The sequence below is a fragment of the Paraburkholderia sp. WC7.3g genome, from assembly GCF_050436345.1.
GTDB classification, from domain to species: domain Bacteria; phylum Pseudomonadota; class Gammaproteobacteria; order Burkholderiales; family Burkholderiaceae; genus Paraburkholderia; species Paraburkholderia podalyriae.
This window is the reverse complement of sequence record NZ_JBNDMA010000002.1, coordinates 3,857,344-3,870,213: the sequence shown is the minus strand read 5'-3', so window position 1 is coordinate 3,870,213 and position 12,870 is coordinate 3,857,344. Positions and strand designations below refer to the sequence as shown.

11 protein-coding genes are annotated in these 12,870 nt (G+C 68.0%); 3 read left to right on the top strand and 8 right to left on the bottom strand.

What is annotated here, in order from left to right; all coding sequences use genetic code 11:
• Window positions 1–94: 94 nt before the first annotated feature.
• On the bottom strand, window positions 95–1,513 hold the full coding sequence (locus OKW43_RS29425; RefSeq protein WP_187638095.1) for a PLP-dependent aminotransferase family protein: 1,419 nt from the start codon (window positions 1,511–1,513) through the stop codon (window positions 95–97).
• Between the two features lie 181 nt (window positions 1,514–1,694).
• Between OKW43_RS29425 and OKW43_RS29420 the strand changes: the two genes are divergently transcribed.
• Window positions 1,695–2,000: a DUF2917 domain-containing protein gene (locus OKW43_RS29420; RefSeq protein ID WP_187638096.1), complete on the top strand. Its 306-nt coding sequence runs from the start codon at window positions 1,695–1,697 to the stop codon at window positions 1,998–2,000.
• 56 nt (window positions 2,001–2,056) lie between these two features.
• Here OKW43_RS29420 and OKW43_RS29415 read toward each other — a convergent pair whose 3' ends face one another.
• Window positions 2,057–3,298 (bottom strand): citrate/2-methylcitrate synthase, encoded by a 1,242-nt coding sequence (locus tag OKW43_RS29415; protein ID WP_429451281.1) that lies wholly within the window; start codon window positions 3,296–3,298, stop codon window positions 2,057–2,059.
• A gap of 126 nt (window positions 3,299–3,424) precedes the next feature.
• Between OKW43_RS29415 and OKW43_RS29410 the strand changes: the two genes are divergently transcribed.
• Complete coding sequence (locus OKW43_RS29410; RefSeq protein WP_429451812.1) at window positions 3,425–4,828, top strand: CoA transferase; 1,404 nt, start codon at window positions 3,425–3,427, stop codon at window positions 4,826–4,828.
• A gap of 42 nt (window positions 4,829–4,870) precedes the next feature.
• On the opposite strand, the gene OKW43_RS29405 is transcribed toward OKW43_RS29410, so the two are convergent.
• Window positions 4,871–5,617 (bottom strand): GntR family transcriptional regulator, encoded by a 747-nt coding sequence (locus OKW43_RS29405; RefSeq protein ID WP_187638099.1) that lies wholly within the window; start codon window positions 5,615–5,617, stop codon window positions 4,871–4,873.
• Between the two features lie 195 nt (window positions 5,618–5,812).
• On the opposite strand from OKW43_RS29405, the gene OKW43_RS29400 reads away from it, so the two are divergent.
• A complete protein-coding gene (locus OKW43_RS29400) occupies window positions 5,813–6,658 on the top strand; it encodes an aldo/keto reductase (RefSeq protein ID WP_429451279.1) in 846 nt (281 codons plus the stop codon).
• Between the two features lie 93 nt (window positions 6,659–6,751).
• On the opposite strand, the gene OKW43_RS29395 is transcribed toward OKW43_RS29400, so the two are convergent.
• The 5 genes from OKW43_RS29395 to OKW43_RS29375 form a co-directional block, all read right to left on the bottom strand.
• Window positions 6,752–7,213, bottom strand: coding sequence for a hypothetical protein (locus OKW43_RS29395; protein WP_429451277.1), 462 nt, complete (start codon window positions 7,211–7,213; stop codon window positions 6,752–6,754).
• 304 nt (window positions 7,214–7,517) lie between these two features.
• On the bottom strand, window positions 7,518–8,279 hold the full coding sequence (locus OKW43_RS29390; protein ID WP_429451275.1) for a hypothetical protein: 762 nt from the start codon (window positions 8,277–8,279) through the stop codon (window positions 7,518–7,520).
• A gap of 439 nt (window positions 8,280–8,718) precedes the next feature.
• Window positions 8,719–10,908, bottom strand: coding sequence for an ABC transporter ATP-binding protein (locus OKW43_RS29385; protein WP_429451273.1), 2,190 nt, complete (start codon window positions 10,906–10,908; stop codon window positions 8,719–8,721).
• Window positions 10,905–11,819 carry an ABC transporter permease gene (locus OKW43_RS29380; protein ID WP_429451271.1) on the bottom strand — a complete coding sequence of 305 codons (915 nt, stop codon included), beginning with the start codon at window positions 11,817–11,819 and terminating at the stop codon, window positions 10,905–10,907. The genes OKW43_RS29385 and OKW43_RS29380 overlap by 4 nt, the downstream gene beginning before the upstream one ends.
• Entirely contained in the window at window positions 11,816–12,844 is a 1,029-nt protein-coding gene (locus OKW43_RS29375) for an ABC transporter permease (RefSeq protein WP_429451269.1), read from the bottom strand. The genes OKW43_RS29380 and OKW43_RS29375 overlap by 4 nt, the downstream gene beginning before the upstream one ends.
• Window positions 12,845–12,870: the final 26 nt, after the last annotated feature.

Below are 12,870 nucleotides of genomic sequence, written 5' to 3'. Positions count from 1 at the left end.
TCGCTATTCTAGGGAAAAGCGCAGCCCGGCGCAGCGCGCGGCGGCGTGTTGCGTACCTGCAAGTGCTGCGTCACGGCCAAGCTCCGCGCCGTGTTCACGCATCAGGCGGCAACTGCGCCGCCGCATGAAAAAACGCCTGCGCCCGCGGCTCGTTAGCAAAGGCTACGTGAATCCTGATCCACGGGCTCGCCTCCCGATTCGGCCTGAAGTGTTGCCCAGGCAGCACCGTCACACCGAGCGGCACGGCGCATTCAACCAACCGCTCAGCGTCAGCGACATGAGGCACGCGCGCCCACACGAACTTGCCGCCTGCTGGCTCTTCGAAAATCTCCCAGCCGGCATCTTCGAGGGTTTGGACGGTCGAGCCGAGCGCGCCGCGCATCTGCCGGCGCAGTCGTTCCAGATATTTGCGATATGCGCCGCGCTCCAGCATCGACACCGCCACCGCTTCGGCAAAACGCGAGCAGCCGATGCTCGTCAGCATCTTGATGTCGACCAGATCCTTGATGATCGCGTGATTCGCTACCACGCAGCCGATCCGTAACGACGACGACAGCGTCTTCGACAATCCGCCGATGTAGATCACTTGTTCGAGTTGGTCGAGGGTGGCGAGGCGATCGGTGATCTCGGTCTGAAAATCCGCGTAGATATCGTCCTCGATAATCTGGAAGCCATGCTCACGCGCCATTTGCAACAAACGGAACGCGACCTGCGGTGCGACCGTGGTGCCGGTCGGATTGTGAAATACGGTGTTGATGAGCAGCAATCTGGGCCGGTGCAGCTTCAGTTGCGTCTGCATCGCGTCGAGGTCAGGACCATTGCCGGTGCGTGGAATGCCGATCAGCTTCATGCCGTGCAGTCGCAGCAGCCCGTACAGGTTGTAGTAACCCGGGTCCTCGACAAAGATCGTGTCGCCTGGCTTGAGCATGTAGCGCAGCAGCAGATCGAACGCCTGGCTCGCGCCGTTGGTGATCAGAATCTGCGACGCGTCTGCCTGGATGCCCAACTGGCCGATGCGGCCGCGCAACTGCTCCCGCAAGACTGGGTTGCCAAGCGGCGTCGCGTACTCGACCATGCTCGCCGGATCGGTTCGCGACACGTGGCGGATCGCCTGTGCGATGCCATCGATGTCGCGCCAGCTTTCGGGAATGAAGCCTGAGCTGAGGTTCAGCGTCTCCCCCGGATAGCTGAATTGCTGCATCAAGTGGTCCGACTCGACATCGGCGCGGCGCGGGTCCGATGTGCCTTGGCAGCGCACGTCTGTCGGCTGACGATCGGCGACGTAGAAGCCCGAGCCGTGGCGCGAGTCGACATAGCCGAGCGACACCAGCCGGTCGTACGCCTCGATCACCGGAAAGCGGCTTACGCCGAAGTCTGTGGCGAACTGGCGGATCGACGGCAGCTTCGAGCCAGGATGCGCATTGCGCGAGCGGATCCACGCCGAGACGCCCGCGACGATCTGCTCGGTCAGCGGCACGCCGTTGTCCCTATCGAGCTCGATTTCGAGTTTCATACGCTTGCCTTCCTGCGCCGGCCGCCTAACGCGAATGTTTGAACTTGCGTCGCGCTGGCCATGCCAACTGTTCGGTTTTTTGACTGAACAGTTCCGACGAAACTGTTCGGAACTGTGCATGGGTATCCGATCATCGCACGTCAATAATCGGTACAACAGAAGCTCTTCGAGGAGAACGGCGATGCGAGAAATGCGAGTTTTCGAACTGGAACATGGCGAGCCCGTTACAGCCTGGCGGATCGCGCGTCCGGCGATTTTCAAGGTGGTCAGCGGCAATGTCTGGCTGACCGTCGAGGGCCACCATGAGGATCACTGGCTGGCGGCGGGAGAGTCAATCGAGTTGGCGCGTGGGTCTGTTGCATGGGTCAGCGCGGGGCAGGCTGGCGCGCGTTTCGCGCTGGCGAGCGGCTCGGAACGCAACTTGCCGACGCTGCTATTCGGCTGGCCGATGCCGGGGTGGCTGGCGCGTCGGCCAGGCGCGGTCTGACGCACGGCGAACGGCGAGCCGCCGCTCTGCAGCGCTGACGCGGCTCCGTCGAGCCCCTACGCAGCCCCTCCCGCCTCGTACTCCCCGATATACCGCGCGCGCGGCCGGATCAACCGGCCATCGCGCGTCTGCTCCATCGCATGCGCGATCCAGCCGACCACCCGCCCGAGCGCGAACAGCGTGAACGCGGCGCCGGTCGGCAAGCCGAGCACGCGCTCGATTGCCGCAAGCGCGAAATCCACGGTCGGCTCCGCGCCCGTCGTGTCGCGCACCGCTCGCGCGAGCTGCAGCACCTCGTCGAGCGGTGAGCGGGCCGGCGCGCAGTCGGCGAGCATCGTCAGCAACAGCCGCGCGCGCGGATCGCCGTCGGGATAAAGCGGATGACCGAAGCCTGACAGCGCCGGACCTTGCGCGCCGTGCTCGTGGCGCGCGAGGCGGTTCGCCAGATAGCGGTCCAGCTCCGGCGAGCGCGATGCATCATCGAGCAGCGCGGCGATCCGGATGGTTTCGCCGCCGTGACGCGGCCCGCAGAGCGCCGCAAGCCCGCCCGCGACCGCGCCGAACAGATGCGTGCCCGTCGATGTGATGCAGCGGACCGTGAACGTCGACGCGTTCAGCTCGTGATCGGCGCACGCGACCAGCGCCGCGCGCAGCAGCCCGCTTTGCGGCCGGCTGCGCACCCGCCAGGCCGTCGCGATCTGCCGATGCAACGGTTCGTTCGACGGCGCCGCCGGCAGCATGGCGGCGGCAAGCAGCCGCATCACGGCGCACGCGGTGTCGAGCTGCGCATCGCGGCCGAGCGCCCACACACGCGGCATCTGCGCGGCGGCGGCCGGCAACAGCACGAGCGCGCGATCGAGCGGGGTGCTGTCACGCCATAGCTTCAGCCACGCGGCCCATTGCGCGGGAGCGAGCGGGACGGCGGGCGCAGCGGCGATGCGCCGCGCGCTGCATTCCCACAGCAGCGCCGCGACGTCTTCGATTGACGCACTGCGCGCGAGTTCGATCGCATCGTGCCCGCGATACATCAGGCGGCCGTCTGCGACCAGCGTGATCGACGATTCGAGCACCGGCACGCCCCAGTCGAGCACCTTCTGCGCGACCTTGCCCGCGCGCTTGCCGTCCGCCTTGCGCCGCGCGAGGCGGCGCACCTCGGCGGCATGGTAGAGCCGATGCCTGCCTTGCGCATCCGGCGACGAGCTGAGCATGCCGCGGCTCACGTACGCATACAGCGTCGGCAAGCTGACGCCGAGGGTTGCGGCCGCTTCGGCGGCGCTCAAATAAATCGGGGCTGGCATGAAAGCGTGCGATAACCGAAGAAATCAATATATGTTGATGATCATAATCAAGATTGATTGCGGCCCTGCGCAATTTTAGACTCGATGCACCTGCTTCCACTCAGCGCGGCCAACGCGCCCGATGCCATGACGCCCGAACTCGCCCTCAAGCACATCTGGACTCTGGCCGGCTGCGATCCGGTCGCGCTGCACGGCGTGTCGCTCGCCGGCGCGGACCCGGGCTTGCCGTCGGTCTACCGCGTCGGCACCCTCGCGTCGTCGACCATCGCCGCGACGGGCCTCGCCGCCGCCGAATACTGGCGCTTGCGCAAAGGACGCAGCCAACAGGTGTCGGTGCAGATGCGCCGCGCGCTGGCCGCGTTTCGCAGCGAACGCTATCTGCGGATCGACGATGGGGCGCCGCCCGCGCTACGCGATCCGGTCACCGGCTTCTACGAAACGGGCGACGGCCGCTGGATCCAGTTGCATACGAATTTCGCGCATCACCTGAAGGGCGTGCTCGAGGTGCTCGGCTGTGACAATGGGCGGGAGGCGGTGGCGGCCGCGATTCGCGGCTGGGAGGGCGCGACGCTCGATCGCGCGCTGGCGGACGCGGGCCTGTGCGCCGCATTGATTCGCGCGCCCGACGAATGGGCCGCGCTCGAGCAGGCCCAAGCGGTCGCGCGCTTGCCGCTGTTCGAGATCGAGCGCATCGGTGACACGCCCGCCGAGCCACCGCGCCACGCTGACGCTGACACCGGCAACGACCGCCCGCTCGCAGGCGTGCGGGTGCTGGATCTGACGCGGATCATCGCGGGACCGGTGGCCGGCCGCGCGCTCGCGCATCACGGCGCGGACGTGTTGACGATCAACGGGCCCCATCTACCGAACATCGCGCCGCTCGTGATCGACAATGGCCGCGGCAAGCGTTCGGCACTCGTCGATCTGCGCGACGCGGCCGGCTGCGACACGTTGCGCGGACTCGCGCGTAATGCCGACGTGTTCCTGCAGGCGTATCGTCCGGGCGCGCTAGCGGCGCGCGGCTTCGGACCGGACGAACTTGCGCGGCTGCGGCCTGGCATCGTGTATGTCTCGGTGTGCGCGTACGGGCACACGGGACCGTGGGCGCGGCGACGCGGCTTCGATAGTCTGGTGCAGTCGGCGAGCGGCATCGCGTGGGCCGAGCGCGCGGCGGCGGGTTCGGCCGAGCCGCGGCATCTGCCGTGTCAGGCACTCGATCATGCGACCGGCTATCTGGCCGCGTTCGGGGCGATGGTCGCGCTTGCGCGGCGCTCTCGCGAGGGCGGCAGTTGGCATGTGAAGGTGTCGCTTGCGCAGACCGGGCGCTGGCTGCAGTCGTTCGGGTTGCTGGCCGACGGGCAGCAGGCGCGCGAAGTGTCGCTCGACGATGTGCGTGATTGCGTCGCGAGCGTGCAATCGGAATTCGGGCGGGTGCTCGGCGTGCAGCCCGCGGAGGAACTGGAACAGACGCCCGCGTTTTATGCGCTGCCGCCGGCGCGCATCGGTGCGCACGATGCCCGATGGATCTGATGGTTGCAGCGCGCCCCGACTAGTTGCCCGTCGAGCGGCAGCCTATTTCCTCAACTCCGCCACGAAGTCGTAGTAATCGTTGCGGCAGTACGTATCGGTCAACTCGATCGCCCGCTGATCCGCGGTGTAACCCACGCGCGTGATCAACAGCAACGCCTCGTTCGGCGAGATGCTCATCTGCTGCGCGATCTCATCGCTCGCATTCACCGCGCGGAAGTGCTGCAACGCGCGCACGATGGTCAGTCCGCGATTCTCCAGATACGTGTACAGCGAATCGCCGATCGCCTGCGGATCGGGAATCACCGCGGCCGGAAACGTCGAGTTCTCGACCGCCATCACGATGCCGTCGGCGAGCCGCAGCCGCCGCAGCCGGGTGACCGCGGCGGCCGGCGACAGCCCCAACTGGATCACCTCGTCGCGATTGGCCGGCGAGATTTCGCGCGACAGCCACTTCGAACTCGGCGTGAAGCCGCGCCGCCGCAGCATTTCGCTGAAGCTCGACAGACGCGACAACGGATCTTCATAGCGCGGCGTGATGAAGCTGCCCGCGCCCTGAGTGCGGCGAATCAAGCCCTGCTCGACGAGCAGCGCGATCGCCTTGCGCGACGTGATGCGCGACACGCCGAGCGCCTCCGACAGCACGCGTTCAGAGGGTAGCGCCTCGCCGGCGTTCCAGCGGTTTTCGTGGATCGCGCTGCCGAGCTTGCGGGCAAGTTGAAGATAGAGCGGCGTGTCGTTTTCCGGGTCCGGGCGCAGGTCGCGCCAGCGGTCTTCCGAGGCAGAGGTCATGGGGCTCACGCAAGATGGGCAAGCGGCAATTTTAGAACATCGGCGCGTCCCGTTATAGCGGGCTTTTGCCTGGCGCGCCGCTGTGAGGCCGCCAAGCCGCTAAACTCGTCACTGTGTTTTTCGTAGCAGGCGTTGCGTGGTGAGGCGGCGTGCGATCGCACCGCATCTGCATCGACCCACTTTCGAGGAGTCAGCATGACGAGCAATATCGCGAGCGTGAGCCTGCCTGACGGCGAACGCATTCCGGCGCTGGGGCAGGGCACGTGGGAGATGGGCGAGAAGCGGGCGCAACGCGCGGCGGAAATCGATGCGCTGCGCTGCGGCATCGAACTCGGCATGACGCTGATCGATACCGCCGAAATGTACGGCGACGGCGCGACCGAGTCGCTGCTCGGCGAAGCGCTCGCCGGTTTGCGCGACAAGGTATTTCTGGTCAGCAAGGTGTATCCGCACAACGCCAGCCGGCGCGGCGTGATCGCCGCGTGCGAGCAGAGCCTGAAGCGTCTGAAGACGGACCGGCTCGATCTGTACCTGCTGCACTGGCGCGGCTCGGTGCCGCTCGCGGAGACCGTCGACGGCTTCGAGGCGCTGCGGCGCGCGGGCAAGATCCGCCACTGGGGCGTGAGCAACTTCGATACGGACGACATGGAAGAACTCGTCGCGACGCCGGATGGCGACGCGTGCGCGACCAATCAGATTCTGTACAACGTGGCGCGGCGCGGGCCGGAGTTCGATCTGCTGCCGTGGCTCGCCGCGCGCGGCATGCCGGCGATGGCGTACAGCCCCGTCGATCATGCGCGCCTGCCGAAACGCTCGCCGCTCGACGACATCGCCGACGCGCGCGGCGTCTCGGTGTTTCAGGTGGCGCTCGCGTGGGCGCTGGGCAAGCCCAATGTGTGCGCGATTCCGAAGGCGGCGCGCGTCGAGCATGTGCGGGACAACCATCATGCGTCGCAACTGGTGCTGGAGGCCGGCGAACTCGCCGCGCTCGACGCGTACTTCAAGCCGCCGCGCGGCAAGCGTGTGCTGGAGATGTTGTAAGCGTTGGCGCGAGCGCCGCCCGTTGCGCAGCGGCGGCGAGCGAAGCTGGGAGCGCGGCGGACATCGATGACGCCGCTCGCGCTGACGCGGCGCTCAGGTGCAGGAGTGGTGCTGATGCACGGAGCCGAGCACGGCGACTTCGGCGGGGGTGTGCTGGAGTGCGTCGTCCGGTACCTGGGCGGCATCGGCGAGGAAGTCGTCGACGATCGACGACACCGGCACGTCGCGCAGACACAGCGACACGCGCTGCGTTTCGTTGGCGGGCAGGGTTGAGCGTTGGGCGAGGAACAGCACGCCGTACTGATAGCCGTGGATGATGCCGCGGATCGCGCCGACGCATTGCCCTTGCGCGACATTGTCGTGGCGCTGTTTGCAGTTCTGCACGAGCGAGTAGGCGGAGAAGCTCGGGTCGACTGGTGGCGCCGCTTGGGACAGGGTTTGCGCCATCGGCTGCGCGGGTGTTTGCGCATGGGCGAGCGATGCGAGGCCCAAGGCGGCAACCATCAGCACGGCGGCTGCCGTGCGGGTCGCGGAGGGGGGGACGCTTCGATGCATGTTGTGGGCCCTCATATCGAACGATGAATTTGATATGAGGCGGTCGTCTCGGATTGGTTCCATAACACTCGCACGCAATGGAGGTTGTGTTCCCGCCGCTCACGGCGCGGTTCGCGCGCTCTCCGGGCCATTCCGTCAGCGCGCGCCGATGGCAGGCGGGCCGCTCCGACCGGCCTCGGGCGGTGACGCCCGACCGGGGGATCGGGACGTCACCGCCGTTGCCAGCGGATAGCGGACAGTATGCCGGGACATGTCGCCGGCGGGTAGGGCGCGGGGACCCCCTACCGAGGAAAACGGGCGACGCCTAGTGCCCATTCCCGCCGCCGTTGCCACTGCCGCCGCTGCCGCCACCCTTGCCTCCGTGACCGCCGCCGAAGCCTCCGCCGAAGCCGCCACCGAAGCCGCCACCGAAGCCACCGCCGTTCGAACTGCCATTCGCGCTTCCGAAACCACCGCCAAATCCACCGCTCGGGCCGCCGCTGGAGCCTCCGCAACCGCAGCCGCCGCTCCCGCGGCCGCCGCTGCTTCCACCGCCACTGCTTCCACCGCCACTGCTTCCACTGCTGTTTCCACTGCCACTGCTTCCACCCCCACCGCTGCCTCCACCGCTATTTCCCTTACCGCCTCCGCCCGAACCACCACCACCGCTACCGTTCCCGCTCCCTGAACCCGCCGCCCCGGCGCCGCTGTTGCCGCTTGCGCCAGCACCGCTATTGCTCGACCCCGCCGCGCCGCCACCGCCATTGCCACTGCCGCCACCTAGCCGGCCACAGCCCGGAGCGTCGAGCCCGCCGCAGCCGGCCGGTGCGAACACCGCGGCCGCATCGTCGGCGGCCGTCGCGGTGCCGGCCCCGGCGCCGGACGCCGCGCCGTCGTTCTGCGCGAGCAGCAACGGCGAGGAGTCGCCAGGTTGCGCTCGCAACGCGTCGGCGGGCACCATCCAGCGCGGGATTTCGTCCGTCGATGCCGAGTGCGCGATCTCGCCCGTCAGCGTGGACACCCCCGCAAGGATCATCGCGCCGCGCATCATTGAACAGTAGAACTGATTGAATTTTCCGGTCTTCATCGCGCTTCTCCCCGAGCGAAGGACGGCACTCGCTGCCGCCTTGATAACTGCTCCGGCAGCGGCCGACCTGTCTGCCCGCGGGTTCGTCGCGCCCCGAGTCCGTTCTGTCGAAGTTGTCCGTGCGTCGCTGCCGCGCTGATCGCCGATGTCGCGCCATCGCGTGAGGGCGCTCGTCGTGCGGATGTGCGCGGTGTTGCGCGCCCGGTTTGGCTTCGAAACTCTGGCGACTCATTAGCGATATCCATGCCACGCGTCGCAAAGCCTTGAAGCGACGCGGGCGGTATCGGGATGCGCGGCGGCCACGCCGCAAAACCGCCTGAAAACGTTGCGGCGATGAAACGTGCGGACGCAAAAGCGGGTTTCGGCGCGGGATTCGTTAAGTGGGGCGGTGTGACGCGTGACGCCGCATCCTGCGAAGTAGACGAGGCTCGAGGCGACGCTAGCTGGCGTTTCGCGACGCGTCGTCGGCGTGGCCGCCGTTCGTCGGGTTGCCGGCGTTGTCGTCGCGCGGCTCGCTCTGCAGCTCGCGCAGTGTGGCGACCGGAATATGGCAGCGAATCCGGTGCGCGGAAGGCGAGTTCGCGGCGCCGCCCGCATCGGCGAAAGGCGGGTCCTGCTGCTCACAGATCGCGCCGAGCTTGCGCGGACATCGCGTGTGAAACACGCAGCCAACTGGCATCGCGCCCGGCCACGGCAGCTCGCCCGTGAGACGGATACGCGTACGTTGCCGCGGCTCGCCGGACGCGCCGTCACGCGGCAGCGTCGGCAGCGCGGATAGCAGCGCCTCGGTATAGGGATGCTGTGGCCCATCGAACACGGCCGCCGCCGGGCCGATTTCGAGCAGCCGGCCGAGATAGAGCACCGCGATGCGATCCGACACATAGCGCACCACGTGCAGATCGTGCGAGATGAACACGTAGCTGACGCCGCGCTCGCGCTGCAAGTCGGCGAGCAGGTTCAGGATCGCGGCCTGCACCGACACGTCGAGCGATGAAGTCGGCTCGTCGCACACGACGACGCGCGGTTCGCCGGCGAACGCGCGCGCAATCGCGACGCGCTGCTTGAGTCCACCCGAAAGCTGGCGCGAGTGCGCGTCGAGATAGCGCTCGGGCAGCCGCACGGCGTCCGTCAGCGTCGCAAGCCGCGCGTCGATCTCCGGCCCGCGCAGCGCGGTGAAGCGCGCGAGCGCACGGCCGATCAGCCGCTTGACCGAATGCGCGCGATTGAGCGCCGAGTCCGGATTCTGGAACACGATCTGCAGCGACTTCAGCTGCTCGTCGCTGCGTCGTGTGACGCGTGCGGCGAGCGGCGCGCCGTCGAGTTCGAGCACGCTGCCGGCATCGGGTGCGAGCAGGCCGAGCATCAGCCGCGCGAGCGTCGTCTTGCCGCTGCCCGATTCGCCGACGAGGCCGAGCGTTTCGCCGCTCGCGAGTTCGAGCGACACGTCGTCGACCGCGCGCAGCGGGGCGCCGGATACGTGGAATGTTTTCGACAGGTTGCGCGCCCGCAGGACTGGCGACGAGGGCGCGCGCGGCGGTGCATCGGGGGATGCGACCGGCACCGGCGCCGCGCTCGATGCCGCGCGCGGCAGCTCGATCGCGCGCTCGTGATAATGGCAGCGCGCCATCTGATCGCCGTGCGCGGCGCCGAGCCGATAGGGCGGCGGCGCGTCGCGGCGGCAGCGCTCGTCGGCGAGACGGCAGCGCTCTGCGTAGATGCAGCCTTGCGTGACCGAGCCCGGCAGCGGCAGGCCGCCCGCGATCGTATCGAGCCGCTCGCGGTCCTTGCTGCGCCCGGCCGTTGGCAGGCAGCGCAGCAGTCCGACCGTGTACGGATGACGCGGCCGTGCGAACACATCCTGCGTCGCGCCTTCCTCGACCAGCTTGCCCGCGTACAGCACGCCGACGCGTTCGCACATGCGGCCGATCACCGCGAGATTGTGGCTGATGAACAGTACGGCGGTGCCGAGCTCCTCGCGCAACTGCGCGACGAGGTCGAGCACTTCGGCTTCGACGGTCGCGTCGAGCCCGGTGGTCGGTTCGTCGAGTATCAGTAGCGCGGGGTTCGACGCGAGTGCCATCGCGATCACGACGCGCTGCTGCATGCCGCCCGACAATTGATGAGGATAGCTGTCCATCACGCGCTCGGGCGCCGCGATGCGCACGCGCTTCAACATGTCGAGCGTGCGCCGCAGCGCTTCGTCGCGTGTGACGCCGGCCGCCTCGAATGCTTCGGAGACCTGACGCGCTATCGTCAACGATGGATTGAGCGCGCGCCCTGGGTCCTGATAGACCATCGACACGGTCGTCGCACGCATGCCGCGAAGCGCATCGGCGCCGAGCTTCTGCACGTCCTCACCGGCGATCACGATTTTGCCGGCTTTCACCTTGCCATTGCGCGGCAGATAGCGCAGCGTCGCCATCGCGACGGTCGACTTGCCGCAACCCGATTCGCCGACGAGTCCATAAGCCTCGCCGCGCCGCACGCGAAACGACACGTCCTGCAGCACTTCGCGATCGCGTCCGCGGATCCGGTAGGTGACCGTCAGGCCGACCACGGTCAGCGCATCGGTGCGATCGCTCTTCGACACGTCGAACGCGGCGAACGAGGAGGGCGGCAGGCCGTTCATCGGTCGAGTACCCCCTGCACGCCGTCGGCGATCAGATTGACGCCGACCACCAGCGACGCGATCGCGCCCGCCGCGAACACGACGGTCCACCACGCGCCGCCAGCCATCAGCGTGTACGACTCGGACAGCGCGAGCCCCCAGTCGGCCGACGGCGGCTGGATGCCGAAACCGAGAAACGACAGCGTCGCGACCGCGAAAATCGCGTAGCCGAGCCGCACGGTCGCCTCGACGACGATCGGCGGCAGCACGTTCGGCAGGATCTCCGCGAACATGATGTACGGCGCGCGCTCGCCTCGCAGCTGGGCGGCGGCCACGTAGTCGAGATGGCGCTCGGCGAACACGGCGGCGCGCACGGTGCGCGCGGTGATCGGCGTGAACGTGATGCCGATCACGAGAATCACCGTGAAGTTCGACGCACCGACCGCCGCGAGCGCGAGCAGCGCGATGATCACGAGCGGCAGCGCGAGCACCGCGTCGATCACGCGGCCGATCACGTCGTCGACCCAACCGTCGAAGTAGCCCACCAGCAGGCCAAGCGCGGTGCCCGCTGCGGTGCCGAGCAGCGTCGCGAGCGGCGCGATCGTCAGAATGTCGCGCGCGCCGACGATCACGCGCGAGAACACGTCACGGCCGAGCTGATCGGTGCCGAACCAGTGCGTGCGATCGGGCGGCGTCAGCGAATTGAGCGGATCGGACGCGTACGGATCGAGATGCACGAACCACGGCCCGGCGATCGCGCAGACGATCCACCACGCGACGATCAGCGCGCCCACGATGAAGGTCGGCGAACGCAGCAGTAGCAGCAGACGCGGGAAGCGCGGTTCGGCGGCCGCGCGCGGCGCGGGGCCTGGTGCGCCTGGCGCGGGCGAGCCTGGTGGCGTCGATGAAGCCGGCGGGATGGTCGTATTCATTCGGCGGTCCTCACGCGCAGCCGCGGATTGAGCAGCACGTGCAGCGCATCGGCGACCAGATTCGCGAGCGTGTAGACGACGCCGATCGTCAGCACGCCCGCTTCGAGCATCGGAAAGTCTTTCGCCTTGGCGGCGTTGTAGATCAGCGAGCCGATGCCCTGGTAGTGGAACAGCGTCTCGACCACCACGAGTCCGCCGATCATGTAGCCGAGTTGGGTGGCGGCGACGGTGATCGTCGGCAGCAGCGCATTGCGCAGCACGTGCCGCCAGATCACGACGTGGCGCGGCAGGCCTTTGAGGATCGCGGTGCGCGTGTAGTCGGCGTCGAGCGCGTCGACGGTGCCCGCGCGCGCCATCCGCGCGATGTAGCCGAAGAATACGAAGACGAGCGGCAGCACCGGCAGTACCAGGTGCCGCAGCTGTTCGAGCACGCCCGCATCGGCCGGATATGAGGCCTCGATCGGCAGCCAGCGCAGCCACACGCCGAACACGAGGATCAGCACGATCGACGATACGAACTCCGGCACCACGGTCGCCGACAAGCCGGCAATGCTGATCGTGCGATCGAGCCAGCGTCCCGCATGCATCGCCGACCACACGCCGCCCGCGATGCCGAGCGGCACGACGACGATGAACGCGAGCAGGCCGAGCTTCGCCGAATGCGCGAGCGCATCGGTGATGAACGGCCCGACCGGTTCACGGTATGCGTACGACAACCCCATATTGCCGCGCACGAAATGCGTGATCCAGTCGATGTACTGCGTGAGCAGCGGCCGGTCGGCGCCAAGCTGATGATCGAGCGCGGCGACCGCGCGCGCATCGGCGAGTGGCCCGAGCACCGCGCGGCCGATATCGCCGGGCAGCAGCTGACCGCCCGCGAACACGATCAGCGACAGCAGCCATAGCGTGATCAGCGAGAGGCCGACGCGCGTCGCGAGAAAGCGCGCGACGCGGCCCGCGTTGCTGTTCGTCGCGCGCGGCAAACGCGATGCCTTCGAGGCGGGAGAGGGCGCCGGAGCCGGCATCGTGAGTTCTCCTGCGGAAGTGAGGC

What these genes read in the sequence shown, in the direction of transcription:
- OKW43_RS29425 (WP_187638095.1), bottom strand. Translation starts at nt 1,513, where the DNA reads ATGAAACTCGAAATCGAGCTCGATAGGGACAACGGCGTGCCGCTGACC.
- OKW43_RS29420 (WP_187638096.1), top strand. Translation starts at nt 1,695, where the DNA reads ATGCGAGAAATGCGAGTTTTCGAACTGGAACATGGCGAGCCCGTTACA.
- OKW43_RS29415 (WP_429451281.1), bottom strand. Translation starts at nt 3,298, where the DNA reads ATGCCAGCCCCGATTTATTTGAGCGCCGCCGAAGCGGCCGCAACCCTC.
- OKW43_RS29410 (WP_429451812.1), top strand. Translation starts at nt 3,425, where the DNA reads ATGACGCCCGAACTCGCCCTCAAGCACATCTGGACTCTGGCCGGCTGC.
- OKW43_RS29405 (WP_187638099.1), bottom strand. Translation starts at nt 5,617, where the DNA reads ATGACCTCTGCCTCGGAAGACCGCTGGCGCGACCTGCGCCCGGACCCG.
- OKW43_RS29400 (WP_429451279.1), top strand. Translation starts at nt 5,813, where the DNA reads ATGACGAGCAATATCGCGAGCGTGAGCCTGCCTGACGGCGAACGCATT.
- OKW43_RS29395 (WP_429451277.1), bottom strand. Translation starts at nt 7,213, where the DNA reads ATGCATCGAAGCGTCCCCCCCTCCGCGACCCGCACGGCAGCCGCCGTG.
- OKW43_RS29390 (WP_429451275.1), bottom strand. Translation starts at nt 8,279, where the DNA reads ATGAAGACCGGAAAATTCAATCAGTTCTACTGTTCAATGATGCGCGGC.
- OKW43_RS29385 (WP_429451273.1), bottom strand. Translation starts at nt 10,908, where the DNA reads ATGAACGGCCTGCCGCCCTCCTCGTTCGCCGCGTTCGACGTGTCGAAG.
- OKW43_RS29380 (WP_429451271.1), bottom strand. Translation starts at nt 11,819, where the DNA reads ATGAATACGACCATCCCGCCGGCTTCATCGACGCCACCAGGCTCGCCC.
- OKW43_RS29375 (WP_429451269.1), bottom strand. Translation starts at nt 12,844, where the DNA reads ATGCCGGCTCCGGCGCCCTCTCCCGCCTCGAAGGCATCGCGTTTGCCG.